We start from the raw sequence: 25,305 nt of genomic DNA, 5'->3' as shown, positions 1-25,305 counted from the left end.
CATTTCCGGTCGAATCCCATAAGGCGGCAATCAGCCGCCGTTCGGCGGAAGCGCGCCATCCACCTCCTGAAAGGCCAGCAGCCGGGGACACGGTCTTCGTGCCGCCCTTCGTGAATTTCCGCTGGTGGAATCCGGCGGATGCGCCGGCCCGGGTGCTCTTCCTCTACAGCCCCGGCGGTTTCGAGGATTTCTTCCGCGAGGTAGCCGAGGCGGTGGCGCCCCGGGCGGCGCGCCTCCACGACTATGAGCAGACCCTCGCCACCATCACCGCCCTGCACGACCGCTACGGCATGGTCCGGCAGGGCGGCTGATCGCGCTTCAGCCCGCCTTGGCGGCGAGGCGCCACTTGTGCAGCAGGGGCTCGGTATAGCCGCTCGGCTGTTCCCTTCCCTTGAAGACGAGGTCGGTCGCCGCCCGATAGGCGACGCCGTCATAAGCGGGCGCCATCGGCCTATAGGCGGGGTCTCCGGCGTTCTGGCCGTCGACGACCACCGCCATGCGGCGGAAGGTCTCCGTCACCTGAGCCTCGGTCACGATGCCGTGATGCAGCCAATTGGCCATGTGCTGGCTCGAGATGCGGAGCGTTGCACGGTCTTCCATCAGGCCGATGTCGTGGATATCCGGCACCTTGGAACAGCCGACGCCCTGGTCGATCCAGCGCACGACATAGCCGAGGATGCCCTGGGCATTGTTGTCCAGCTCGGCCTGCACCTCTTCGGGCGACCAATTGGTGTCGGCGGCGACCGGGATGGTCAGCAGGTCGGCGGTCAGGTCCGCCGTCTGGCCTTCGAGCCCGGCCTGGATCGCGGCGACGTCGACCGCGTGGTAATGCAGGGCGTGCAGCGTCGCCGCGGTCGGTGACGGCACCCAGGCGGTATTGGCGCCGGCCTTGGGATGGGCGATCTTCTGCGCCAGCATATCCGCCATGAGATCGGGCATGGCCCACATGCCCTTGCCGATCTGCGCCTTGCCGCGCAGCCCGCAGGCGAGCCCGGTCAGCACATTGCTGCGCTCATAGGCGGTGATCCATTTGCTCGATTTCATGGCGCCCTTGCGCACCATGGGACCCGCTTCCATCGAGGTGTGGATCTCGTCGCCGGTGCGGTCGAGGAAACCCGTGTTGATGAAGGCGACGCGATGTTTCGCCGCCTCGATGCAGGCGGCGAGGTTCAGGGTCGTGCGGCGTTCCTCGTCCATGATGCCGAGCTTCACCGTGTAACGTGGCAGGCCCGCCAGGTCCTCGGCCCGGGCGAAGAGTTCGTCGGCGAAGCCGACTTCCGCCGGCCCGTGCATCTTCGGCTTCACGATATAGACCGAGCCGGTGCGGGAATTGCGGAATTTGCCGTCGCCCAGCAGGTCGTGCTTGGCGATGGTGACCGTGATGGCGGCATCCATGATGCCTTCCGGGATCTCGGAACCGTCTTCCAGCAGCACGGCCGGATTGGTCATGAGATGGCCGACGTTCCGCACGAACATGAGCGAGCGGCCGTGCAGCGTCAGCGCCGAACCGTCCGCCGCGGTATAGACACGGTCCGGGTTCATGGCGCGGGTGAAGGTGCGGCCGCCCTTGGTCACTTCCTCCGTGAGGTCGCCCTTCATCAGGCCGAGCCAGTGGCGATAGACCACGACCTTGTCTTCGGCGTCGACCGCGGCGACCGAATCCTCGCAGTCCATGATCGTGGTCAGCGCCGCCTCGACCAGGAGGTCTTTGACGCCGGCCGCATCGGTCTTGCCGATCGGGTGGCTGCGGTCGATCTGGATCTCGACATGGAGGCCGTGATTGGCCAGCAGGATGCCGGTCGGTGCCGCCGCCGAGCCGGTATAGCCCTTGAACTGGGCGGGAGACGCCAGGCCCGCACTGCCGCCGCCGATCAGATGCACCACAAGGGCACCGTCCTTCACGGCATAGCCGGCCGCGAGCTTGTGCGAGACGCCGGCCAGTGGTGCTGCCTGATCCAGGAAATCGCGGGCGAAGGCGATCACCCGGTCGCCCCGATGGGGGTTGTAGCCCTGGCCCTTCTCGGCGCCGCCGCCCTCGGGGATCGCATCGGTGCCATAGAGCGCGTCGTAGAGGCTGCCCCAGCGCGCATTGGCGGCATTGAGGGCATAGCGCGCGTTCATCACCGGCACGACGAGCTGCGGCCCGGCCTGGGACGAAATCTCGCTGTCGATGCCGCTCGTCTCGATCGTGAAGGGCGCCGGCGCCGGCACCAGATAGCCGATTTCGGTGAGGAAGGCGCGATAGGCGGCGGGATCGCCGGCCCCGTTCGCCTTGTGCCAGGCGTCGATCTTCGCCTGCATCGCGTCCCGCGTCGCCAGCAGGGCGCGGTTCTTGGGGGCGAGATCATGCACCATGGCATCGAAGCCGGCCCAGAAGGCGGCGATGTCGATGCCGGTGCCGGGCAGGGCCTCGGTTTCCAGGAAGGCGGCGAGATCGGCCGAGACCTGGAGGCGATGGCGGGCGACGCGCGCGGTCATGGCGACCCCCGCCTCAGGCGCCCAGCGCGGCGATGCCGGCCTTGGCGATCTGGGCATCCTCGACCGACTTGACGCCGGAGACGCCGACCGCGCCGACATGCTGGCCGTCGACCACCACCGGAACGCCGCCCTCCAGCGTCGCCTGGACGACCGGGACCGAAAGGAAGGAGACGCGGCCGCCGTTGATCATGTCTTCGTAGATCTTGCTCTCGCGCCGGCCGAGGGCCGAGGTGCGGGCCTTTTCCATGGCGATATAGGCGCTGATCGGCGGGCAGTCGTCGAGCCGGGCGAGGCCGAGCACATGGCCGCCGTCGTCGACCACGGCGATGGTCACCGCCCAGCCGTTCTTCACAGCCTCCGCCCGCGCCGCGGCCAGGATCGCGTCGACGTCTTCGAGGGTGAGAACGGGCTTGGTCTTCATGGTGAATCTCCGACAGGCTGATCCCGGCACCTTACGAAGGGGGCGCCCCGCCGTCCACCGGCGCCGGCTGGAAGCAGTCTTCGGGCTTTCACGAATAATCGGCGCCGATACGCGACCACGGCAGGGTCACCGGCAGCCCGTCGACGGAAAGATGGCGGGCCTCGATGTGATAGGCCCGGGCCAGATTTTCGTCGTTCAGCACCGCGGCCGCCGGCCCGTCGGCCAGTACCCGGCCTTCGTGCAGCAGCACCAGCCGGTCGCAGTAGCGCGCCGCCAGGGTGAGGTCGTGCAGCACGACGACGACGCCGGCACCGCGCAGCGCCGCCGCCTGCAAGAGTTCCATCGTATGGAGCTGGTGATAGGGATCGAGGGCGGCGACCGGCTCGTCCGCCAGCAGCATCTCTGCCTCGACGGCCAGGGCGCGGGCGAGCAGCAGCCGGGTGCGTTCACCGCCAGAGAGCGTGTCGAAGCGCCGCCCCGCCAGGGCGGTGGTCTCGGTCGCGGCCAGTGCCGCGGCGACGGCGGCGCGATCGGCCGCACTCTCCCCCGCCAGGGGGCGGCGATGGGGCAGGCGGCCCAGCATGACCAGCCGGTCGCCCCGGATCGGCCAATAGGCGTCGGCCTCCTGGGCGAGATAGGCGAGGCGGCGGGCGAGCCTGGGCCGGCCGATCTGGCCGAGGCTCATGCCGTCGTAGGCAACCGTGCCGCGATCGGGTGCGACCAGCCCGGCCAGGCTGCGCAGGAGCGTGGTCTTGCCCGCGCCATTGGGCCCGATCAGGCCGAGCACTTCGCCCGGCCGGCAGGTGAGCGAGACCTCCTGCAGGATCGCCTCGCCGCCCATGGTGACGGCGATGCCCTGTGCCTCGATCCTCATGCCCCCTCCCGCCGCAGGCGATAGATGAGGGAGAACAGGAAGGGCGCGCCGATCAGGGCGGTGACCACGCCGAGCTTGAGTTCCGGCCGGATCCCGATCAGGCGGACGCCGAGATCGGCGGCGAGCAGCAGGGCCGCCCCGCCGAGCCCCGAAACGAAGAGGAGCCGCCCCGGCCGGTGCCCGACCAGGGGCCGCAGCACATGGGGCACGACGAGGCCGATGAAGCCGATCGCCCCGGTCACCGCCACCGCCGCCCCGACCGAGAGCGCGGTGCCGCCGATCAGCATCAGGCGGAGCCGCTTCAGGTCGAAGCCGAGACTCGCCGCGGTATCGTCGCCGAGCGAGAGCCCGTCCAGCGCCCGCGCACCCGAGAGCAGCAGGAGCCAGCCCGCCGCCATGAGGGGCAGCGCCAGCAGGACATGCTCCGTACTGCGGTCGGTGAGCGAGCCGAGCAGCCAGAAGGTGATCTCCACCACCGCATAGGGGTTGGGCGAGAGATTGAGGGCGAGGGCGGTGAGTGCCCCCGAAAAGGCGCTGATCGCGACCCCGGCCAGGATCAGCGTCGTCGTCCCCGCGCCGCGCCCGACCAGGGCATAGAGCAGCAGCGTCGCCAGAAAGGCGCCGGTGATGCCGCCCAGCGGCAGGGCCAGGGTGAAGGCCCCGGCCAAGCCCGAATAGAACACGGTGACGGCGCCGAGCGCCGCCGCCCCGGAAATGCCGATCACGCCGGGCTCCGCCAGGGGATTGCGCAGCAGCCCCTGAAGGGCGGCGCCTGCGAGGCCGAGGGTGAAGCCGGTCATGGCGCCGAGCAGGGCGCGCGGCAGGCGGAGGTCGGCCAGGATCAGGGCCGGCAGCGTCTCCCGCCCGGCCAACAGGTCGCTCGCCGCCGCCCCCACGTCGAAGGGGGCATAGCCGACCGCCGCCGACGCCGCCATCAGCAGGAGGACGAGCCCCGAGAGCCCGCCGATCACCAGGGGCAGCGGCGGTTCGAAGCCGCGGCTCAAGGTGCCGCCTCCATCGCCCGCGCCGCCGTCGCCAGCGCCGCCACAGCATCGGCCACCGCCGGCCCGGCACAGGTCCACAACCGGGAGGGCAGGCCGATCGCTTGCATCCGATAGGGCAGGTGGCGCAGCACCGGATGGCGCAGCACGTCATAGGCCAGGGCGGGACGAGGCGATTCCTCCTCGTCCAGGATGATGAAATCGGGCTTGGCCAGGACCAGGGCTTCCAAGGGCAGTTCCCGATAGGGGGCGAGCGCCGGATCCGCCCCCAGGTTGACGAGGCCGGCCCGCGTCATCACCGAATCGACGAGCGAGCCCTGGCCGACGGTATAGCCGTTCGGCCGCAGCACCAGCCCTTTCAGCGGATGGGGCGCCGGCACCGCCGCCGCCAGCCGCGCGTCGAAATCGGCGACCAGGGCCTCCCCCTTCGCCACCTCGCCGAGCAGCCCGGCAACGGCGCGGATCTGCGCCCGGACCGCGTCCAGTGTGGCCGGCGAGTCGAGCTCGACCACCCGGAGCCCGACCTGTTTCAACAGGGCGACCGTGGCCTGGCTGGTATAGCGCCCGGCCAGCACCAGGTCGGGATCGGCGGCCAGGATCTCTTCCGCCAGGCCGTGGTTGACCGGCACCGTGGCGGCCAGGGCGGCGACATTGGAACCGGCCGGATCACGGGCGAGATAGCTCACCGAACGGATGTGATCCCGTTCGGCGAGCTGCAGCACCAATTCGTCGGCGCAGAGGTTCATCGAGACGACCCGCTGCGGCGCCGCCAGGGCGGGCGCCGCCGTCAGGAGAAGGATCGCCGCGACGAGCCAGCGCGCCATGGCGGCCTCAGAAGCTCGCCTTCACGCCGGCGATCGCGGTCCGCCCGTTCTCGCCGTAGGAATAGACTTCCTCATATTCCTCGTCGAACAGGTTCTCGACCCTTCCGTAGAGCTGGACGCTCTCGGTCAGGTCGTAGGAGGCAGCCAGGTTGACCAGCGTATAGCTGTCCATGGCGACCGCGACCGGGCTCCAGAAACCGTCGAAGGCGCGGTCCTTGAAGGCACCGTTGTAGACGACGCCGAGATCGACCGAGGCCTTGCCGCCCAGGAAGCGATAGGCGACGTCCAGGCTGCCGCCATTGCCGGGGCGGCGGGTGAGCTGCTGGTCGTTCGGGTCGCGCGTCGTCATATGGGTGAAGGTACCGGTCACCGTGAGGTTCCGTACCGGCTCGATCGAGGCTTCGAGCTCGATCCCCTCGGCGCGCGAGGTGCCGGCCAGATTGATCGGCATGATACCGCCACCGGACGCCGCCCCGCTGGAGATCAGATTCTCGGTCACCTGGCGGAAATAGGTGAGGCCCAGGTGGGCCTTGCCGTTCAGGAAGCCCTGCTCGACGCCGGCATCCCAGCCGCGCCCCTTCTGCGGCTCGAGATCCGGATTGCCGCGGAAGGTGCCATAGAAGCCATAGAGCTGGGTGATCGTCGGGTCCTTCACCCCGGTGCCGTAGGAGGTGTGGAACTTGGTATCGGTCGAGGTTACGTAATAGGCCGCGGTCAGGCGGTAGGTGGTCGAATCCGCGAAAGTGTCGTTCCAGTCGTGGCGCAGGGCGCCGGTCAGGCTGAGGTCCTCGAACAGGCCGAGCTGATATTGGCCGACCAGGCTCGACTGGCCGATGTCCTTGTCGAGGTCGGTGCCGAAGATCCCGGGCGAGAAGATGCGCATCTCGTCGTCCCGGTGCTCGGCCGCCAGCGTGATCTGATGGGTGGCATCGGCGAATTCGGGCGTCTCGAAGGAATAGTCGCCCTGATAGTCGTATTTCACCGCCGTGCCGCGGGCGGTATAGGTCACCAGGCCATCCTGGGCGTTGTCGAAACTGTCGTTGTCGTTGTTGAAGTAACTGACACCGAGGCGGTTGGTGAAATGGCCGTCGAACAGGGAGAAGCGGGCCTGGCCGCGGGTGAAGAATTCCTTGCCGCGGTCGCCGGTCTGATCGTCCACCAGGGTCTGCAGGTTGGTCGCGGGATCGACCACCGTCGCCATGTCGCCCTCGCGGCGGAATTCGGTCTCGCGCACGACGACGTCGAAGCCGAGATTGGGCAGCGGGTCGAGGCCGAGTTTGGCGTAGGTGGTGCCGTTCCGGTAGCTGTCGTCTTCCGAATTGCCGCGCCACTTGGCGGCGACCGAGGTGCCGCTGGTGACGTAACCCGAAGCGCCCACCAGGAAGTTGTACTGTTCGCCGCCGCCCGAGACCGAGACGTTGCCGGCCCCGGTATTGTCGCTGCCGCCTTCGGCGCTGATGGTCAGGCGCGGCTTGCCCGCCCCCTTGCGCGTCACGATATTGACCACGCCGCCGACCGCGTCCGAACCGTAGAGCGCGCTCTGCGGCCCGCGCAGCACTTCGATCCGCTCGATATCCTGGGTCAGCAGGTGACCGAAGTCGAAGGCGGAATTGCCGGCCGGATTGTTGACCGGCACGCCGTCGATCATGACCAGGGTCTGGTTCGCTTCGGCGCCCCGGAGCGAGACGCCGGTCAGATTGCCGACCGGGCCCGAACGGTTGACCGAGACGCCGGGAATGAGACGTAGCGCGTCCGCAAGAATGCGGATCTGCTTCTGCTCCAGTTCTTCGGCGGTGATCACGGTGACGGCACTGCCGACCGCGGTCAGCGGCGTTTCGTCCCCGCGGTTGGCGGTGACCGAGACCAGGGGCAGTTCGACCGTCTCTTCACCCCGCGCGGGAAGGGCGGCGGCCAAGGCCGTCAGGGAGACGGCGACGATCGAAGGAAGTGTGCTGCGCGACATCGACTACAACCTCTGCCAGGCCGGTGATCCGGCCGTTGACGACGACGGACGCAGGCCGCCGTTCCGCAGAGGAAAGCTCGGGCGGGAAGCGCGGCACACGTCCATGACGCATCACCGCAGCGGTTCTCCCGCACCGCCAGCTCCTCCGGCTGTCGGTAGAGTGATGCCCCTGGCGGCAGGTCTCCTGGCTCGCGGGTGATCGTCGCGCACCGTCTTCCCGGCCGAAGCCAGTGACTTTTGGTGCCGACTAACCGCTCACAGTTGCGGGGACAGCCACGGCAGACCGCGCAGACGCGGCTTCCGTGTTCCCTTTTAATCCAGGCCCCCGCAGGGGCCCGTCATGGAACCGTCAAGGCAGGCGCAATCTGGGCAAGGGGGGCGCAGCCGTCAAGCGTGATTTCGCAGCGCGGCGAGGCTTCGCCAATGTCTCGGCGGCCAGCGGCGGAAGGTCCGGCGCAGGAAGAGGCGCAGGCGATAGAGCAGCGGCACCCGCGGGCCGGGACGGTTGTCCTTCTCCTCCCGTTCCTCGAGCAGCATGACGGCGATCCCCATCTGCACGCTGCCGAATGTGAGACCGGTCGCGAAGGTCAGGGCGAAGCCGGCGATCCAGCCGTCCGGCGAATGAAACACCAGATGCCCCATGCCGCCGATGTCGAAGGCCAGGATGGCACCGATGAAGACGAAGGCCGCGGCGAAGCCCTGGGCCGCGTTGACGGCCAGCAGGGCGACCAGCGGCGGCCATTTCTCCATACGCTTGCGCATCCACTTCATGGGCCGGCCCATCCTTTTCGGCCACCATTCTCCGGCGCCGGACCGGGATATGGCAAGGCGCAATGCCGTTGACGGCGGCTGCGCCAGCCCGGACACTGTCATGACAAAAAATCAGCAAACCAGGAAACGTCCGTGACCGACATTGCGTCCCCCTTCACGCTGCCCTGCGGCCTCGTCCTGAAGAACCGGCTGGCCAAGGCCGCCATGACCGAGGGGCTGGCCGATGCCCGGAACCGGGCGACCCCGGCGCTGGCAGCGCTCTATGCCCGTTTCGCGCAAGGGGGACCTGGCCTGCTGATCACCGGCAACATGCAGGTCGACCCCGATCACCTGGAACGGGCGGGCAATGTCGTGGTGGCGCCGGGGATCGACGCCGCCGCGGTCGAGGGCCTGCGGGCGCTGGCCGCCGCCGCCTCGGCCAAGGACACCAAGGTGATCGCCCAGATCAGCCATGCCGGGCGGCAGACGCCGATCACCGTGAACAAGACACCCCAGGCCCCCTCGCCCATCGCCCTGCCCCTGCCGGGGCGCCAGTTCGGCAAGCCCCGCGCCCTGACGGAGGCGGAGATCCTGGCCCTGGTCGAGCGCTTCGTCTTCGCCGCCCTGACGCTCCGCGACACCGGCTTCCACGGCGTGCAGATCCACGGCGCCCATGGCTATCTGATCAGCGAATTCCTCAGCCCCCGCTCGAACCAGCGGCAAGACCGCTGGGGCGGCACGCTGGAGAACCGGGCGCGCCTGCTGCTCGACGTGGTGCGGGCGGTGAAATCCGCCGTCGGACCGGGCTTCGCCGTGGGCGTCAAACTGAATTCGGCCGATTTCATGAAGGGCGGCTTCGGCGACGACGAAGCGGTCACCGTCGCCCGCTGGCTGGAGGCGGAGGGGATCGACTTCCTCGAAATCTCCGGCGGCTCCTATGAGCGGCCGATGATGATGGGCAACGAGTCGATGTCGACCGATGCCGCCGCCAACCAGGCCCGGCGCGCCTCGACGATCGCCCGCGAAGCCTATTTCATGGACTATGCGGCCACCATGCGCGCCGCCGTGAAGACGCCCCTCATGGTGACCGGCGGCTTCCGCAGCCGGGCCGCCATGGATGCGGCATTGGCCTCCGGCGCCTGCGACCTGGTCGGCCTGGGCCGCCCCCTCTGCGTCGAGCCGGCGAGCCCGCAGGAACTGCTGGAGGGCAGGCGCGCCAAGCTCGACGACTGGGAAGACCGGCTCCGCGTCGGCCCGGGCCGCTGGCTCGGCCCGGCCTCGCCGATCGACATCGTGAAGCTGCTGAACGGCTTCGGCGTGCAGGGCTGGTTCTGCCTCCAACTCAAGGAACTGGCGGCCGGCCGCGAGCCGGATACCGGCCTCGGCGTGCTGCGCGCCTTCCTTCGCTACCAGTCCCAGGAGGCGGCGGCGGCGAAGGCCATGCACACCGCCCGCAGGGCGGCTTAGGGGCCATGCACACCGCCCGCAAGGCGGCGTAGGAGGAAGCCCACGCCGCCCGCAGGGTGGCCTAGCTGTAAGCCACCTCGGTCATCATGCCGGTCGCCATATGCAGCAGGTTGTGGCAGTGGAACAGCCAGCGTCCCGCATTGTCGGCATCGAAGGCGATGGTGACCGACTGGCCGATCGGCACCAGCACGGTATCGCGCATCGCCCCGGCGAGCTTCTGGCCGCCGATCGCGACGACGGCGAAATGGTGGCCGTGCAGATGCATCGGATGGGCCATCTCGCTCTCGTTCGCGATCTCGACCTGGACGCGGGCCCCCGGGGTCACCTTGATCGGGTCGCGGTCGGCCCAGCTCCGCCCGTCGATGGTCCAGACATAGGGCATCATGCTGCCGGTCAGGCGGATACGCCGGGTGATGTCCGGCGCCTTCTCCGCCAGCGGCGTGGCGGCGCGGAGCTTTTCCTCGAGCGAGAGGTCGGCCGGGGGCACCGCCGTCTCCGCCATGCCGGCGACCTTGGCAACGGTGGCGCCGGGGCTGGCCAGGACGATGCCGGTGCGCGCCCGGTCCCCCTCGCGCTGGACCAGGACCGGGAAGGCGCCGCCTTCGGCCGGCAGGCTCAGGACGATGTCGACCCGCTGGCCCTGGGCGAAGGGCAAGCGCGAGACCATCACGGGCACCACGGGATTGCCGTCGACCGCGACCACGCTGCCGGTCAGCGCGCCGAGGTCGAGCCAATAGGCGGTCGCGGCCGAACCGTTGATCAGCCGCAGCAGCACCCGCCCGCCCTTCTCGACCTTGACCACCTCGGGATCGTCCAGGGTGCGGTCGTTGGCCAGATAGGCGTCGAATTCGATGTCGTTCAGGTCGCCGCCGGCACCGTGGTTCATGCCGGGCATGGCGCCCATGCCCGGCATCGCCGAATGGTCCATGCCCGGCATCGACATGTCCATGCCGTGGCTCATCATGCCCTGGCCGAGGCCGGCGAGCAGTTCTTCCGGCGCCTTGAAGCTGAAATCATGCAGCAGGACGGTGACTTCCTGCCGGTCCTCCGCCTGGTCTTCCGGCCGGCGCACGATCAGGGGTGCCGCCAGCAGGCGCATTTCCTGGAGCCCGTGATGCGAATGCATCCAATGGGTGCCGGGACGGGGCGCGAAGTCGTAGTCCACGGCGGCGCCATCGGCGATCGGCGTGGCATAGCCGGTGTCGGTCACGCCGTCCTGGGCGGCCGGCGGGGTCTGGCCGTGCCAGTGGATGATGGTGGGGGCGCCGATCCGGTTGTTCAGGCGGAGCGAGAAACGCTCGCCCGGATCGAGGAAAAGGCCGGATCTGCCGTCGGCTTGGCGAAGGCCCAGCACATCGGCCGACCGCCCCTTCACCTCGATGGTGCGGCGTTCGGCGGTCAGGGTGAAGCGGGGCGTTTCGGCGTGCGAATAGCGGTAGGCGACGGGCAGGATGGCAGCCGCCGCAGCCGAGGCGACGAAGCCCCGGCGGGTGAGACGAAGGGTCATGGCAAGACTTTCGACCGAGGGGAACCGGAAGGATTCGAATCACTCAGGCGACAAGACGGGGCGGCCGGTCGGGTGGCGCGGTGGCGGTGCCGGCCAGGGGCACCGCCCAGGCCGGACGGAAGGCGACGGCAGCGGCGGCCCGGCGCCCCGGCAGGCCGACGCCGGACGGCCCCGGCACCGCGGCGAACATCAGGCAGGCGGTACCCAGGCAACAGCCGAGCGGGCGGGCCTTGTCCGCCCCATGATCGGGACAGGGCGCCGACGGCGCAGCCATGGCGACCTGGACCATCGCCGGCGCCGGCGCCGCCGCGGCCGGCACCACCGAGACCGCGGCCAGGACGACACAGGCGACCAACGCCAGCAGCGCGGCGAAATGCCGGCCGGCCCGTCGGAGCATCGCTGTCCATGCGGTCGAAGTCATGCCCCAGGATCTTTGTCCTCCGCCGCCCGAGTGCAAGCCCCATCGACGCGGCGCGACGAAAAAACACGGATCCCGCGAAATATTGACCCAGCGCAAAGTCGCGCCGCGCGAAAAGTCCGATAAAGATCTTGCCCGCGTTGATGGGCAGTGATGACAGGAGGCTCCCATGAATGTGCGGACTCTTCTGACACGGGGCGGGATGCCGATGGCGACCGCCCGCGATGCCAATCCGTTCCGTGCCCTGCAGCGCGAAATGGAACGCCTGTTCAACGATTTCGCCGTCGACATGACGCCGATGGCGATGATGACGGAAGTAATGCCCAAGCTCGACGTGACCGAAACCGCGGACGCGATCAAGGTGACGGCCGAACTCCCGGGCCTCGAAGAGAAGGACGTGGAAATCACCCTGGCGAACGACATGCTGACCATCCGGGGTGAGAAGAACGTGGAACATGAAGACAAGGGCGAAACCCGCCATGTGGTCGAACGGGCCACCGGCACTTTCGCCCGGGCTATCCAGGTGCCGGCCGGCATGGATCCGGCGGCGGTCAAGGCGACCATGGACAAGGGCGTGTTGACCGTGACGATGCCGAAACCGGCGGCCGCACCTGCGGCCCAGAAGATCGAAGTGACGCGCGCCGCCTGAAAATGGTCGCGTGAAACGACCAAGTCCTGGTCGCGGCGCACGCGAAGGGCGATCGGCCTCTCCCCTCCCCCCGGGCCGGTCGCCCTTTTTTTGCCGAAAATTCGCCAGATGGCCTGTAAGCCGGGTTCTGTGACGGCGGTTGCCCGCCGACGGTGACCATTCCTCTAGGACGGCGATTGCTCGCCGTCTCGAGCGACCGACCCGGGCGACGGACCGGAAACAGGTCCTGCCGGCAAAGCCGGCGTGCCGCCCCTATTTGGTCTTGCTCCCGGTGGGGTTTACCGTGCCGCTCCTGTTGCCAGGAACGCGGTGCGCTCTTACCGCACCCTTTCACCCTTGCCGGCCGGCCGGGTTCGCACCCGGCGTTCCGGCGGTCTGCTCTCTGTGGCACTGTCCCTGGGGTCGCCCCCGCCGGGCGTTACCCGGCACCGCATTTCCGTGGAGCCCGGACTTTCCTCCCCCGCTTGCGCGGCGGCGGTCACCCGGCCATCTGGCGGCTCAGGCTCTAGCGGTTTCCGTCAGGCTGCGCAAGAGGCGGGCGAGGCGGCCGCGGGTCTCGGCGTCGGCGATGCCGTCGACCGACGACTGGCGCCAGTGGCGCTGGAAGGCGGTGACGACGTCGCGCGTCTCCGGCCCGAACTTGCCGTCGACCCGGAGCGCGTAGCCGAAGGCGGCGAGATCGGCCTGGAGGCGGGACACCAGCAGGCCCGATTCGCCGAAGCCGAGCCTGCCGTCCGCCACCGGATCGGCACCGCCGACCCAGGCCCCCACGCCCTGTTCGGCGAGCCAGCGCCAGTCGAAGAATTCGCCCGGGTCTGTCTTGCGGCTGGGCGCCGAATCAGAATGGCCGATGACGTCGAAAGGGGCGATCGCATGGCGCGCCACGATGTCCCTGCCGAGCGCCGCCAGCGCCACCATCTGGGGCCGGGGAAAGGGCCGGTAGCCCCATTCGTGGCCCGGGTTGACCAGCTCGATGCCGATCGAGCGGTGATTGACCCGCTCGAAACCGCGCCAAGCGCCGAGCCCGGCGTGCCAGGCCCGCATCGCCTCGTCGACCAGGCGGAAGACCGTGCCGTCCTCCTCGATCAGGTAATGGGCGGAAACCTTGGCGGCGGGATCGCACAGGCGCTCGAGCGCGGCCACCCCACTGAGCATCCCCGTATAATGGATCATCAGGATGGAGACGGGCGCGCCGTCCCGGCCGTCGAAATTGGGCGACGGGCGATCGACGACTCCGCTCATGTCGCGACCCCGACGGGCCGACCTTCGCGCAGCATGATGATGGCGACCCCGATCAACGTCATGACGCTGCCTGCAATCATCCGCGTGGTCAAAGTGTCGTTCAAGAGAGTGACCCCGAACAGGATGCCGAGCACGGGCGAGAGCAGCATCATCGGCGCCGTCAGGCTGACCGGATAGCGCTGCAACAGCCGGTAGTTGCCGACATGGGCGATGAGTGAGGAACCGAACACGGTGTAGAGCACGGCGGCCCAGGCGAGCGTGCTGGCCTCCGCGATCGCCTGCCCCTGTCCCTGCTCGAAGAGGAGGGAGAAGACCAGCATGGAAGGCCCCGTGATCAGGCCCATCCAGCCCTGCAGGGCGAAGGCGCCGACCCCGCGCAGTTGGCGCATGATGATCATGGCGACCGCCATCGAGAAGGCGGCGGCGACGCAGAGCAGCAGCCCGTCGCCATAGGTCAGCACGCGGGGATCGAAGCCGATCAACGCGACCCCGGCGAAGGCAAGCACGATCCCGGAAATGCGCCGCCAGCGGATCGTCTCCTTCAGGATCAGCACGCCCAGGATCGTCGCGAAAGGAATGTTGAGCTGGATCGCCACCGCGGCCGACGAAACGTCGCCGACCCGGGCGATGCCGACGAAGAGCAGGCCGAAATGACAGATCCCCGCCGTCAGGGCGATCGCCAGCACGGGCCGGATCTGGTCCCGCGGCACCCTCGGGATCAGCGGCGCCAGGACGAGGCCGAGCAGGCAGAAGCGGATCCCGGTCAAGAGCATGGGCGGCAGTTCGCCCACGCCAATCTTGGCGGCGATGAAATTGAACCCCCAGAGCAGGTTGACCAGGAGGACGAGGGCGAGGTCGATCGGCGCCATCCTCGTCACATAGCAGCACGCCTTCCCTGCGACCATTGCGCCTCTTGCATGACGGAGGCTCCGGCGCGACCGAATGAACTTGCCGGGCCCGATGCGGCGCGGCAAAGTCTTGGCTACCACCACCGCTGGAAGAGGCCCGCCATGACCCGCACCTGCCTGGTGTTGCGCCACGTCGCCTTCGAAGACCTGGGCCTGATCGCGCCCCTGCTGGCGGAGCGACATGTCGCCGTCCGCCTGATCGAGGTCGGAGTCGACCCGCTGGAGACGCTGGACGCCGCGGCCGACGACATGGTCATCGTGCTGGGCGGCCCGATCGGCGTCTATGAGGACGACCTCTATCCCTTCCTTCATGCCGAACTGGATTTCATCCGCCGCCGGCTGGCCAGCGGGCGGCCCCTGCTCGGCATCTGCCTCGGCGCGCAGTTGATCGCCGCCGCCGCCGGCGCCGCCGTCTATCCCGGCACGGAAAAGGAAATCGGCTGGGCGCCGGTCACCCTGACCACGGCCGGCCACGCCTCGCCGCTCGCCGCGATCGACGGCGTCGAGGTGCTGCATTGGCACGGCGATACTTTCGACCTGCCGGAGGGTGCCGTCCGCCTGGCCTCGACCGGGCTCACCCTGAATCAGGCCTTCGCGATCGGCGAGTCGGTGCTGGCCCTGCAATTCCATGTCGAAGTCGACCCCGCCCGGATCGAGGGCTGGCTGATCGGCCACCGGGTCGAGCTCGGGGCGGCGCCCAATGTCGCGATCCCGGCGCTCCGGGCCGAGACGCTGCGAGTCGGCGCGCGCGCCGCCGCGGCCGGGCGCAGGGCGATCGCCGGAGCACTCGATTTCATCGGCCTCCGGGCGCCGGAGGCCTAGGGCCGCCCCCTCCTATTGACGCCTGGAGGTGCGACGTCGAAGGTGACCGGATACCGATTCGGCCGCCACACCGCCTTCTTCGAGGACTTGCCTCTTGTCTGCCTTTCCGCCACCGACCCCTCCCGATTCGCCGCGCGGTGGCGGCAATCCCCTGCTCCGCACCATCGTCCGCCATTCGCTGGAAGAACGGCGCCTGCCTTGGATGCGCCTTGTCCTGCTGGTGCTCGTGGCCAGCGTGATCGGCATCGGGGTGGGTGTCGGCGTGGGCGGCCTGTTCTCCCTCCACCCGACCGAGGAGCAGGCGAGCGAGGCGGCGCTCGAGGACGTGACGGCCGAGGACGCCGCCGCCACCGATGCCCCGGTCGAAGCCCCGGCACCCGAGGACATGGCCGACGGCGCCCCCGACCGCCAGGACATCACGGTCGAGAACGGCGACACCCTGGCCTCCATCCTGAACAGCGCCGGCCTGGCCCGCACCGAAGCCTTCGAAGTGGTCGAGACCCTGCGCCCGCTGTTCGACCCGCGCGCCCTCCGCGTCGGCCAGACCATGACCCTCGTGCTGCTGCCCGAGCCGGCCGACGGGGCGGAGGATGGGCCGCGTCTCGCCTCGCTCTCGCTCGATACCGACGTCGACCGTCGGGTCGAACTCACCCGCGGGGCCGACGGCAAGCTGGCCGCGACCGAGGAACGCCAGGACCTGACGGTGACCCTGGCCCGCGTCACCGGCACGATCGACGACAGTCTCTTCGCCTCGGCCGGGCGGGCCGGCCTGCCGCCCACGGTGATCGCCGACCTGATCGCCATGTTCAGCTATGATGTCGACTTCCAGCGCGACATCCAGCCGGGCGACCGTTTCGAGGTGCTGATCGAGAGCCACCGGGACACGGACGGCCGCATCCTGAAATGGGGCGACATCCTGTTCGCCAAACTGACCCTGGGCGACGGGCCGATCCCGATCTATCGCTACGCGCCCGCGGACGACGGCATCCCGGATTTCTTCGATCCCAAGGGCGAGAGCGTGCGCAAAGCCCTGCTGCGCACGCCGATCGACGGCGCGCGCATCTCTTCGGGCTTCGGCCTGCGCCGGCATCCCGTGCTCGGCTATACCAAGATGCACAAGGGGATCGACTTCGCGGCACCCACGGGCACGCCCATCCTGGCCGCGGGTGACGGCGTGATCGGCCTGATCGGCCGGCGCGGTTCCTACGGCAATTACATCCAGCTCCGCCACGACGGCAAATATGCCACCGCCTATGCCCATCTCTCGCGTTTCGCCAAGGGGCTGAAGCCGGGCAGCCGGGTGCGCCAGGGTCAGACCATCGGCTATGTCGGCACCACCGGGCGCTCGACCGGGCCGCATCTCCATTACGAGATCCTGGTCGACGGCTCCCAGGTCAATCCCAAGGGCGTGCGCTTCCAGTCGGGCCGGCGCCTGACCGGCAAGGAACTGGCCGCCTTCACCCGCCGCCGCCACGAGGTCGACGCCCTGCTGGCGACCGCCCCCGTGCTCGCCGCCATGGCCGAGACGCCGCAGGCGGACGCTGGGCACTGAGGCCGTTCAGGCAGCCGCTGGGCGACGGAACAGAAGGGCCAGTTCGGTCCCGTTGACCACCAGCATGTAGGCCGGAAACAGCAGCACGAAGACGGAATCGGTCGCCCAGTCGACCGTCGCCATATTGGCGACGCAGGCGAGGACGGTGAGTACCCAGGGCCGCACCGGTTCCGACTCCGGCTCACGCCAACTCTTGTCGAGGGTGGCGAAGGCCCCGAAAAAATCGACCGCCAGAAAGGCGCAGAGGGCGATCCCGGCATTGCCGGAGAGCAGCCAGACGGCACCGCTGGCCGCCGCCCCCGCCATGCAGACGAGATCGCGCCGGTTCCAGCCCCCGACCCCGAAGGGGATCGTCAGGCCGGCGATCACCACGCATTCGACGCTGAGCGCCGCCGCCATCCAGCCGGACTGACTCGCCCCGGCGGCGAAATAGCTGGCGGTCAGCAGCAGATTGGCCGCCGCCCAGATGAACCAGGTCGCCCGCGACGGCCGGTTTTCCCGGTCACGCAGGATGGCCAGGCAATAGTCGGTGCCCCCGGCCAGGGTCAGCACGGTCGCGGCATAGCCGGCATAATCCCGGAAGGCAGCATCCATCTCGTCCAGCCATCGCGATCCGAACCCGCGCAGGTTGTAGCACGGCTGCGGCAAGCGGGCCATGGCGCCGCGATTGACATTCCGCCGCACTGCCATGATGATCATCATACAAAGAACGGCAGATGCGATGCGCTATTCGACCGACCACAAGGAACGCTCGCGCGAGAAGATCCTGCGCGAGGCTTCGATCCTGCTCCGCGAGCGCGGCGTGGACGGCGTCGGCGTGGCCGAGATCATGGCCAAGGCAGGCATGACCCACGGCGGCTTCTATGCCCATTTCGCCAATCGCGACGCCATGGTGGCCGACGCCCTCTCGGCCGCGCTGGACGCCACCTTCGAGCGTCTGCGCAAGCTCGTCGCGGAGCGCCCGCCGGAAGCCCGCCTGGCCACCCTGGTGCGCGCCTATCTCGGCCGCTATCACCTGGAACATCCAGGCGACGGCTGCTGCTTCGCCGCCCTGGGCAGCGAGATCCACCGCCTGCCGGTCGAGACTCGGCAGATGCTGGGCCGCCACTACCGCCGCCTGGCCGGCCTGCTGGCCGGGGCGCTCGCCGATGCCGGCCGCCGGCGGGAAGAGGCGCCCATGGTGCTCGCCTGCATGGTCGGCACCCTGACCATGGCCCGCGCCGCCGACGATCCCCAGGCCGGCGAACGCCTGCTGGCCGAAGCCCGCCGCCATCTGCTGAGCTGAGTCCGCCCGGCCGACGCCTCCTCGTTTTCTCGCGCCACATTAAATGTCGATCATCATGCAAAGGAATGACCGATGACCCTGGCCGACCATCCGACGATCCGCCGCCTGCAAGAGCGGGCACCGGCGGCACCAACCGCAGCGCTCGGCCAGGACGAGTTGCACGCGCTGGCGCTCGCCTGCGGGGCAGACGATGCCGCCGCCCTCTCGCTCGACAATCCGGCCCTGGCGGGCCAGCGGGCGGATATCCTGCGCTGTTTTCCCGAAACCAGGAGCGTGCTCGCCCTGGTCTGCCGCATGAATGCGGAACCGGTGCGCTCGTCCGTCCGCTCGATCGCCAATGCCGAATTCCACCACGGTTACGACGCGGTGAACCATGCCGCGCGCGCAATCGTACGGCGCCTGCGCGACCGGGGCATCGCCGCCCTCAACACGGTCGCCGCCTTCCCGATGGAGGCGCAGGAATTCCCGGGCAAGACCTGGGTCGTCGGCCACAAGCCGATCGCGGAGGCCGCCGGCCTCGGCCGCATGGGCATCCACCGGAACGTGATCCACCCCCGCTTCGGCAATTTCATCCTGCTCGGCACCGTGCTGGTCGCGGCGGAGATCGAGGAAGAGGCCCAGCCGCTCGACTACAACCCCTGTCTCGGCTGCAATCTCTGCGTCGCCGCCTGTCCCGTGGGCGCCATCGGGCCGGAGGGCGATTTCAACCTGACCGCCTGCTACAGCCACAATTACCGGGAATTCCTCGGCGGCTTCAAATCCTGGGTCGACACGCTGGCGGATTCGCGGAATGCCGAGGATTACAACCGCCGCGTCGCCCCCGGCGAGACCGTCTCGATGTGGCAGAGCCTGGCCTACAAGCCGAATTACAAGGCGGCCTATTGCATCTCGGTCTGCCCCGCGGGGGAGGAAGTGATCGGCCCCTATCTGGCCGACCGCCGCGCCTTCGTCGAACGGATCGCCCATCCCCTGCGCGACAGTGCCGAGACGGTCTATGTCCTCCATGGTTCGGACGCCGCCGAATGGGTCGCCAAGCGTTTCCCGAACAAGCGGGTGAAACTGGTCGCGCCCTCGATGCGGCCCAATTCGATCGGCGCCTTCCTGTTCGGCCTCCGCCTGTCGTTCCAGTGGCGCCGGGCCAAGGGCCTGGACCTAACCCTGCATTTCCGCTTTACCGGCCGCGAGGCGCTGGACGCCACCGTCCGGATTACAGGCGGCAAGCTCCAGGTCGCCGACGGCCTGAAAGGCGCGGCCGGCCTGACCGTGACGGTCGATTCCGACTATTGGTTGAAGATCCTGGCCAGGCAGGCCAAGCCCTGGCGCGCGGTGATCGCCGGCAAGCTGAAGCTCACCGGCGACCGCGCCTTGCTGCACGCCTTCCGGCGATGTTTCCCGGGCTGATTATCGACGTCGCCAGACCCGACCCGATCGCCCCTCTCCAAGACCGTCATGCCCGGGCTTGTCCCGGGCATCCACGTCGGGACGCGCCACCGTCGTCGACGCAAGAGGCGGTTTGGCCGCGTGGATGGCCGGGACTTCGCCCGGCCATGACGAATTCAAACGGTGAGGGATGGAAGAAAGCCGCGTATGGGTCGCCGCCCGTCACATGCGGAAGACGCCGAAATGCGGCCGGTCGATCGGCCTGTTCAGCGTCGCACTGAGCGTGATACCGAGCGCATTCCGCGTGTCGACGGGATCGAGGATGCCGTCGTCCCACATCTCCGAGGTCGAGTAATAGGCGCCGGAGAGGCGGCGGTAGTCTTCCAGGATCGGTTCGCGGATCGCCGACACGGCCTCGGCCGAGAGCGTGTCGCCGCCCCGTGTCGCCTGGCGGACCTTGAGTTCGGTCAGCACATTGGCGGCCTGGTCGGCGCCCATCACCGAAATCTGGCTCTGCGGCCACATGAAGAGGAAGCGCGGGTCGAAGGCACGGCCCGACATGCCGTAATTGCCGGCGCCGAAGGAGCCGTTGACGATCACCGTGATCTTCGGCACTTCGAGACCGGAGACCGCCATGATCATCTTGGCGCCGTCCTTGGTGATGCCGCGGTGCTCGTATTCGCGCCCCACCATGTAACCTGTGATGTTTTGCAGGAACAGGATCGGCGTGCGGTTCTGGTCGCACAGCTGCATGAAATGGGCGCCCTTGAGCGAGCTGTCGTTGAACAGCACGCCGTTGTTGCCGATGATGCCGACCCTCATGCCCCAGAGATGGGCGAAGCCGCAGATCAGCGTGGTGCCATAGGCCGGCTGATATTCGTGGAAGCGGCTGCCGTCGACCAGGCGGGCGATCACTTCCCGCATGTCGAACTGCACCTTGATGTCGCGCGGGATGATGCCGTAGAGCTCCTGCGGGTCGTAATGCGGATCTTCCGGGCGAATCCGCTCGATCTTCAGCTTCTCGGCCCGCTTCCAGGTGCCGACGATATCGCGCGCGATGGCGAGCGCATGGCGCTCGCTGTCGGCCGGATAGTCGGCGGTGCCGGAGATCTGGGTATGGGTGTCGCAGCCGCCCAACTCGTCGACCGTGACCACTTCGCCGGTCGCCGCCTTCACCAGCGGCGGACCGCCCAGGAAAATGGCGCCCGTGCCGCGCACGATCACATTATATTCGGACAGCGCCGGGATATAGGCGCCGCCCGCCGTGCAATGGCCGAGCACGATGGCCACTTGCGGCACGCCCAATTTCGACAGGATCGACTGGTTACGGAAGATCCGCCCGGCCAGATATTTGTCGGCGAAGAGATCGGCCTGGAGTGGCAGGAAGCCGCCCGCGGAATCGCAGAGATGCACCACCGGCAGGCGGTTCTCGACCGCGATGTCCAGCGCCCGGACGATCTTCTTGACCGAGAGCGGATACCAGGCCCCGCCCTTCACCGCCGGATCGTCGGCATGGATCACCACTTCCTGGCCGGCGATGATGCCGATGCCGGTGACGATCGCCGCACCGGGCACCTCGCCGCCATAGGCCTGGTTGGCCGCCAGCGTCGAGAGTTCGAAGAAGGGCGTGCCGGGGTCGAGCAGGGCTTCGATCCGCTCCCTGACCGTCATCTTGCCCTGGCGGGCGAGACGTTCGAGGTCGCGCACCGGGCGCTCGAAACGGGCCTTGCGGTGGCGCTCGCGCAGGCCCTCCGCCAGGTTCCGGTTGTGGGTGGCATTGGCCTGGAAATCGGCCGAGGTGGTGTCGATCAGGCTCTCGATCAGGCGCATCAGGTCACTCCGCGGCCTGGAGGGCGATCAGGGCCGCCCCCTTGTTGAAGGTCTTGGCGGGCGCCACATGCACGGTCTCGATCACGCCGTCGCGCGGCGCCTTGATCGCAGTCTCCAGCTTCATGCTCTCGATCACCATGAGGACCTGGCCGGCATGGACGGCATCGCCCGCCGAAACCGCGACCGAGACGACCGAGCCGGGCATGGGAGCGGCGATCGAATCCGCCCCGCCGCCGACCGCCCCCTTGGCGAAACGGTCGATCGCATCGCGGAATTCGACCCTGTGGGCGCGGCCCCGGAAATGCACGAAGGCGACATTGCCGTCGACCGCGACCGCGACCTTCTCGCGGGCAGGGCCGACCGTCAGCACGGTACCTTCGAGCGAGACGGGGATGATTTCGTCGCCCAGCAGCAGGCGATAGGCGCCGTCGCCATCGCCGGTGGGGGCGGGGACCAGGCCGATTTCATATTCGGCCTCGTCGATCAGGAGGAGGTGACGCATGGCGTATCGTCTTCTCAGTTGCGCCAATGGCCCATGGCGGCGTGAATCTCAGGAATTCGGTCGGCGGCGTCGCGGGTCGGGCGGAGCGACAGGCCGGCGGCGGCCAGCACGCCCGTCACTTCGGCGGGGGTCAGGGCCGGTTCGGCGGCGATGTCCGGCCTCGCGTCCAGCGTGCCGGTATGGACTTCGCCCTCGGCGAAGACCGGATCGGCCAGCAGGCGGTCGAGGAAGCCCGTGTTGGTCTCGCAGCCGAGCAGCACGGTGTCGCGCAGGGCCGCGCGCGCCTTGGCGATGGCGTCGGCCCGGTCGGTACCGTGCACGATCAGCTTGGCCAGCATGGGATCGAAGGCGGTGGTCACCGCCTGGCCCGCGGCGATGCCGGAATCGACGCGGATGCCGGGGCCTTCCGGCCAGGCGAGCGCCAGCACCTTGCCGGTGGTGGGCACGAAGCCGCGCGCCGGGCTTTCGGCATAGATCCGAAGCTCGATCGCATGGCCCTTGCTCGGCACCTTGTCCTGAGTCAGGGGCAGCACTTCGCCCGCGGCGACGCGGAGTTGGATCTCGACGAGGTCGAGGCCCGTGATCTCTTCGGTCACGGGATGTTCGACCTGGAGGCGGGTGTTCATTTCGAGGAAGTAGAATTCACCGCCGCCATAGATGAATTCGACCGTGCCGGCGTTCCGGTAGTTCGCCGCCTTGGCGATGCCCGCCGCGGTCTCGCAGATCGCCTTCCGCTGCTCCGGCGTCAGCGCGGGCGACGGCGTCTCTTCGACGATCTTCTGGAAGCGGCGCTGGACCGAGCATTCGCGCTCGTGCAGGTGGATCACATTGCCATGGGCATCGCCCATCACCTGCACTTCGATATGGCGCGGGTTCTCGACGAAGCGCTCGACATAGAGGCGGCCGTCGCCGAAATAGCGCTGGCCTTCCGAGCGGGCGCGCAGGATTTCCTCGTCGAGCACGGCGAGGTCGCGCACGATGCGCATGCCCTTGCCGCCGCCACCGGCCGACGGCTTGATGAGAAGCGGCGCACCGACCGCCCGGGCGCGTTCGACGAAACTCGCCGGATCGTCGTCCTCGATCGCCGAAGGCGCGACCGGGAAGCCGCGGTCGGCGACGAATTTCCGGGCGCGGACCTTGTCGCCCATCAGTTCGATCGCGGCCGGCTCCGGCCCCACGAAGGCGATGCCGGCAGCGGCCACGGCGCGGGCGAAGCCGGCGTTTTCCGACAGGAAGCCATAACCCGGGTGGATCGCCCCGGCGCCCGCCGCCCTGGCCGCGGCGACGATCTGGCCGGCGTCCAGGAAGGCGGCCACGGGGCTCGGCCCCTTGATCTCGATCGCGATGTCGGCGGCGGCGATCGCGGGTGCGCCCTTGTCCGCCGCATGGAACACCAGGGCGCCCTTGAGCCCCAGGCGCTTCACCGTGCGCAGGATGCGGAGGGCGATTTCGCCCCGGTTGGCGACCAGGACGGTGTCGAAAGGAAAATGATGGCTCATGTCTCAGGCCTTGGGGGTGAGGCAGATGCCGCCGCAGATCAGGGCGGTGACGGTGGCGGCCGTGGCGGCGACGTCGAGGCGGCCGTCGCCGTTCACATAGGGCCAGGCGATATGCTCGATGGCGCCGAAGATGACGTCGCGCACCAGGCGGGCGGAAACCTCGGGCTTGACCTCGCCCTTGGCGATGCCGTCCTCGATCAGGGCGGTCAGGACCGCGGCATAGCGCCGGTGCAGCGCTTCGATCGCCGAGCCCCGGTAGTCGCTGGCGATGCGGACTTCGGAGAGGAACAGGCGGCACAGGCCGCGGTCGGCGACGAAGGTTTCCAGGTGGCGGCGGATCAGCTGGTGCAGCTTCTCCTGAAAGCTCTTACCCTTGGCCGTCTCGGCCGCGAGATCGCCCACCACGCGCTCGTAGAAGGCCTGGAGCACGCGGTAGAGCAGGTCGCGCTTGTTCGAGAAATAGCGGTAGATCAGCCCGTCCGAGACATCGGCCGTGCGCGCGATCTCGGCGATGGAGGCGGCTTCGAAGCCCTTGGCGGCAAAGACGGTCGACGCGGCCTCGACGATGGTGTCGATCCGGTCCTGCATCCTCTTCGCACTGATCACGGGCATTGCGCTTCCCCCCTTGCCTCTCGGGCCATATTGAATATGCTTCATTTTGAGCATGTCAACCGGGGAACTGAACCCCGGCCCGGAGGAGACCACCATGACCGCCGTCGCAGCAGACCTGCGCGTGAACGCCACCACCCTGAACGGCTTCCGCCTGACCCCCGACCAGCAGGAAGTACTGGACCAGGCCGACCGCTTCGCCAAGAGCGACCTCTACCCCCTCGCCCAGAAGATGGACGACGAGGAATATTGGCCGCCGGAAGCCATGCCGGCGCTCGCCTCCATGGGCTTCCTGGGCGTCACGGTGGAGCCGGAGCTGGGCGGTGCCGGGGCCGATTTCTTCACTTCCGGCCTGATCGCCCAGGGCATCGCGCGCTGGAACCACGCGATCGCCCTCTCCTATGTCGCGCACGAGAATCTGTGCCTGAACAACATCGCGCGGAACGCCAATGATTCGATTCGCCAGCGCTACCTGCCCGGCCTGATCGACGGCACCAAGATCGGCGCCCTCGGCCTGACCGAGCCCGGCGCCGGCTCGGACGCGCTCGGCTCCATGGCCACCACGGCCAGGCGGGAGGGCGACCATTACGTGCTGAACGGGCGCAAGCTCTTCATCACCAACGGCCCGGTGGCCGACTATCTCCTGGTCTATGCCAAGACCGACAAGGCGGCGGGCGCCAAGGGCATTTCGGCCTTCGTGATCGAGAAGGACTTCCCCGGCTTCGCGGTCGCCCAGAAGCTCGACAAGATGGGCTTCCGCGGCTCGACCACGGCCGAACTGGTGTTCGACGACTGCATCGTGCCGGCGGAAAACCTGGTCGGGACCGAGAATCGGGGCGTCGCCGTCGTCATGTCCGGCCTCGACCTCGAACGTGCCATCGTCGCCATGATCAACCTCGGCATGGCGGAGCGGGCCTTCGACCTCGCCCTCGACTATGCCAAGACGCGCCAGCAATTCGGCAAGCCGATCGCCTCCTTCCAGATGATCCAGGCCAAGCTGGCCGACATGTGGACCACGATCGAGACGATGAAGACCTACTGCTACCGCACCCTGGCCGAGGCGAACGGTCTCGAGGAAGGGGCCGGCGGCCGGGGCGACATCCACAAGCTGACCGCCTCCTGCATCCTCTATGCGGCGGAAGGCTGCACCCGCGTCGTCTCCGACGCCGTGCAGATCTTCGGCGGCGCCGGCTATATGCGCGAATCGGAAATCAACCGCCTCTACCGCGCCTCCAAGCTGCTGGAGATCGGTGCCGGCACGTCCGAAGTCCGCAAGCTGATCATCGCCGGCGAACTGCTGCGGTAAGAACCGGCCTCCGTCGCC

The 25,305-nt window shown here is 68.6% G+C and carries 24 protein-coding genes, 1 other RNA gene and 1 riboswitch; of the genes, 8 read left to right on the top strand and 17 right to left on the bottom strand.

The genetic code is table 11. From position 1 onward, the window contains the following. Nucleotides 1-98: 98 nt before the first annotated feature. A complete protein-coding gene (locus WC493_RS01245; protein ID WP_373061682.1) occupies nt 99-311 on the top strand; it encodes a hypothetical protein in 213 nt (70 codons plus the stop codon). Nucleotides 312-318: 7 nt separating this feature from the next. Here WC493_RS01245 and WC493_RS01240 read toward each other — a convergent pair whose 3' ends face one another. The 7 genes from WC493_RS01240 to WC493_RS01210 form a co-directional block, all read right to left on the bottom strand. Then, nucleotides 319-2,478: a malate synthase G gene (locus tag WC493_RS01240; protein WP_373061680.1), complete on the bottom strand. Its 2,160-nt coding sequence runs from the start codon at nt 2,476-2,478 to the stop codon at nt 319-321. Between the two features lie 13 nt (nt 2,479-2,491). After that, the gene (locus tag WC493_RS01235; RefSeq protein ID WP_373061678.1) at nt 2,492-2,899 is read right to left on the bottom strand and encodes a heme-binding protein; all 408 of its coding nucleotides are present in this window, start codon (nt 2,897-2,899) and stop codon (nt 2,492-2,494) included. Between the two features lie 88 nt (nt 2,900-2,987). Then, the gene (locus tag WC493_RS01230) at nt 2,988-3,773 is read right to left on the bottom strand and encodes an ABC transporter ATP-binding protein (RefSeq protein ID WP_373061676.1); all 786 of its coding nucleotides are present in this window, start codon (nt 3,771-3,773) and stop codon (nt 2,988-2,990) included. After that, nucleotides 3,770-4,777 carry a FecCD family ABC transporter permease gene (locus WC493_RS01225; protein WP_373061674.1) on the bottom strand — a complete coding sequence of 336 codons (1,008 nt, stop codon included), beginning with the start codon at nt 4,775-4,777 and terminating at the stop codon, nt 3,770-3,772. Before WC493_RS01225 ends, WC493_RS01230 begins: the two co-directional genes overlap by 4 nt. Beyond that, on the bottom strand, nt 4,774-5,598 hold the full coding sequence (locus tag WC493_RS01220; RefSeq protein WP_373061672.1) for an ABC transporter substrate-binding protein: 825 nt from the start codon (nt 5,596-5,598) through the stop codon (nt 4,774-4,776). Before WC493_RS01220 ends, WC493_RS01225 begins: the two co-directional genes overlap by 4 nt. A gap of 7 nt (nt 5,599-5,605) precedes the next feature. Continuing rightward, nucleotides 5,606-7,561, bottom strand: coding sequence for a TonB-dependent receptor plug domain-containing protein (locus tag WC493_RS01215; RefSeq protein ID WP_373061670.1), 1,956 nt, complete (start codon nt 7,559-7,561; stop codon nt 5,606-5,608). A 156-nt stretch (nt 7,562-7,717) separates the two neighbouring features. Then, nucleotides 7,718-7,927, bottom strand: a riboswitch (cobalamin riboswitch). A 21-nt stretch (nt 7,928-7,948) separates the two neighbouring features. Next, the gene (locus tag WC493_RS01210) at nt 7,949-8,332 is read right to left on the bottom strand and encodes a hypothetical protein (RefSeq protein ID WP_373061668.1); all 384 of its coding nucleotides are present in this window, start codon (nt 8,330-8,332) and stop codon (nt 7,949-7,951) included. A gap of 132 nt (nt 8,333-8,464) precedes the next feature. On the opposite strand from WC493_RS01210, the gene WC493_RS01205 reads away from it, so the two are divergent. Next, nucleotides 8,465-9,778, top strand: a complete 1,314-nt coding sequence (locus WC493_RS01205; RefSeq protein WP_373061666.1) for an NADH:flavin oxidoreductase/NADH oxidase family protein — start codon at nt 8,465-8,467, stop codon at nt 9,776-9,778. 61 nt (nt 9,779-9,839) lie between these two features. Here the strand turns inward: WC493_RS01205 and WC493_RS01200 are convergent, their stop codons facing one another. Both WC493_RS01200 and WC493_RS01195 read right to left on the bottom strand, forming a co-directional pair. Further along, nucleotides 9,840-11,285 carry a multicopper oxidase family protein gene (locus WC493_RS01200; RefSeq protein WP_373061664.1) on the bottom strand — a complete coding sequence of 482 codons (1,446 nt, stop codon included), beginning with the start codon at nt 11,283-11,285 and terminating at the stop codon, nt 9,840-9,842. A 43-nt stretch (nt 11,286-11,328) separates the two neighbouring features. Continuing rightward, nucleotides 11,329-11,706 (bottom strand): hypothetical protein, encoded by a 378-nt coding sequence (locus tag WC493_RS01195; RefSeq protein WP_373061662.1) that lies wholly within the window; start codon nt 11,704-11,706, stop codon nt 11,329-11,331. A gap of 166 nt (nt 11,707-11,872) precedes the next feature. On the opposite strand from WC493_RS01195, the gene WC493_RS01190 reads away from it, so the two are divergent. After that, the gene (locus WC493_RS01190; protein WP_373061660.1) at nt 11,873-12,352 is read left to right on the top strand and encodes an Hsp20/alpha crystallin family protein; all 480 of its coding nucleotides are present in this window, start codon (nt 11,873-11,875) and stop codon (nt 12,350-12,352) included. Between the two features lie 100 nt (nt 12,353-12,452). On the opposite strand, the gene rnpB is transcribed toward WC493_RS01190, so the two are convergent. The 3 genes from rnpB to WC493_RS01175 form a co-directional block, all read right to left on the bottom strand. After that, nucleotides 12,453-12,846: RNase P RNA component class A (gene rnpB / locus WC493_RS01185), an RNA gene on the bottom strand. A 4-nt stretch (nt 12,847-12,850) separates the two neighbouring features. After that, nucleotides 12,851-13,594 (bottom strand): N-acetylmuramoyl-L-alanine amidase, encoded by a 744-nt coding sequence (locus tag WC493_RS01180; protein ID WP_373061658.1) that lies wholly within the window; start codon nt 13,592-13,594, stop codon nt 12,851-12,853. Then, nucleotides 13,591-14,463, bottom strand: a complete 873-nt coding sequence (locus tag WC493_RS01175; RefSeq protein ID WP_373061656.1) for a DMT family transporter — start codon at nt 14,461-14,463, stop codon at nt 13,591-13,593. The genes WC493_RS01180 and WC493_RS01175 overlap by 4 nt, the downstream gene beginning before the upstream one ends. Nucleotides 14,464-14,604: 141 nt before the next feature. Between WC493_RS01175 and WC493_RS01170 the strand changes: the two genes are divergently transcribed. Together WC493_RS01170 and WC493_RS01165 are read left to right on the top strand one after the other, a co-directional pair. Further along, nucleotides 14,605-15,324, top strand: coding sequence for a glutamine amidotransferase (locus tag WC493_RS01170; protein ID WP_373061654.1), 720 nt, complete (start codon nt 14,605-14,607; stop codon nt 15,322-15,324). 94 nt (nt 15,325-15,418) lie between these two features. Further along, nucleotides 15,419-16,876 carry a M23 family metallopeptidase gene (locus WC493_RS01165; RefSeq protein WP_373061652.1) on the top strand — a complete coding sequence of 486 codons (1,458 nt, stop codon included), beginning with the start codon at nt 15,419-15,421 and terminating at the stop codon, nt 16,874-16,876. A 6-nt stretch (nt 16,877-16,882) separates the two neighbouring features. On the opposite strand, the gene WC493_RS01160 is transcribed toward WC493_RS01165, so the two are convergent. Next, nucleotides 16,883-17,566 (bottom strand): hypothetical protein, encoded by a 684-nt coding sequence (locus tag WC493_RS01160; protein WP_373061650.1) that lies wholly within the window; start codon nt 17,564-17,566, stop codon nt 16,883-16,885. A gap of 31 nt (nt 17,567-17,597) precedes the next feature. Between WC493_RS01160 and WC493_RS01155 the strand changes: the two genes are divergently transcribed. Together WC493_RS01155 and WC493_RS01150 are read left to right on the top strand one after the other, a co-directional pair. Next, nucleotides 17,598-18,161, top strand: coding sequence for a TetR/AcrR family transcriptional regulator (locus tag WC493_RS01155; RefSeq protein ID WP_373061648.1), 564 nt, complete (start codon nt 17,598-17,600; stop codon nt 18,159-18,161). A gap of 72 nt (nt 18,162-18,233) precedes the next feature. Next, on the top strand, nt 18,234-19,562 hold the full coding sequence (locus WC493_RS01150) for an SCP2 sterol-binding domain-containing protein (protein ID WP_373061646.1): 1,329 nt from the start codon (nt 18,234-18,236) through the stop codon (nt 19,560-19,562). A gap of 201 nt (nt 19,563-19,763) precedes the next feature. On the opposite strand, the gene WC493_RS01145 is transcribed toward WC493_RS01150, so the two are convergent. The 4 genes from WC493_RS01145 to WC493_RS01130 are packed head-to-tail and all read right to left on the bottom strand — an operon-like array spanning nt 19,764 to nt 23,984. Further along, nucleotides 19,764-21,371: an acyl-CoA carboxylase subunit beta gene (locus WC493_RS01145; protein WP_373061644.1), complete on the bottom strand. Its 1,608-nt coding sequence runs from the start codon at nt 21,369-21,371 to the stop codon at nt 19,764-19,766. 4 nt (nt 21,372-21,375) lie between these two features. Further along, nucleotides 21,376-21,873 carry a biotin/lipoyl-containing protein gene (locus tag WC493_RS01140; protein ID WP_373061642.1) on the bottom strand — a complete coding sequence of 166 codons (498 nt, stop codon included), beginning with the start codon at nt 21,871-21,873 and terminating at the stop codon, nt 21,376-21,378. A 14-nt stretch (nt 21,874-21,887) separates the two neighbouring features. Next, complete coding sequence (locus tag WC493_RS01135; RefSeq protein ID WP_373061640.1) at nt 21,888-23,372, bottom strand: acetyl/propionyl/methylcrotonyl-CoA carboxylase subunit alpha; 1,485 nt, start codon at nt 23,370-23,372, stop codon at nt 21,888-21,890. A gap of 3 nt (nt 23,373-23,375) precedes the next feature. Continuing rightward, nucleotides 23,376-23,984 (bottom strand): TetR/AcrR family transcriptional regulator, encoded by a 609-nt coding sequence (locus tag WC493_RS01130; RefSeq protein ID WP_373061638.1) that lies wholly within the window; start codon nt 23,982-23,984, stop codon nt 23,376-23,378. Nucleotides 23,985-24,078: 94 nt separating this feature from the next. Here WC493_RS01130 and WC493_RS01125 point away from each other — a divergent pair, with 94 nt between their 5' ends. Further along, nucleotides 24,079-25,287 carry an acyl-CoA dehydrogenase family protein gene (locus WC493_RS01125; RefSeq protein ID WP_373061636.1) on the top strand — a complete coding sequence of 403 codons (1,209 nt, stop codon included), beginning with the start codon at nt 24,079-24,081 and terminating at the stop codon, nt 25,285-25,287. Nucleotides 25,288-25,305 lie beyond the last annotated feature (18 nt).

This window comes from Zavarzinia sp., assembly GCF_041650655.1.
Lineage (GTDB): Bacteria > Pseudomonadota > Alphaproteobacteria > Zavarziniales > Zavarziniaceae > Zavarzinia.
Note: the sequence above shows the minus strand (reverse complement) of the source record. Positions and strands in the feature narration are given on the sequence as shown.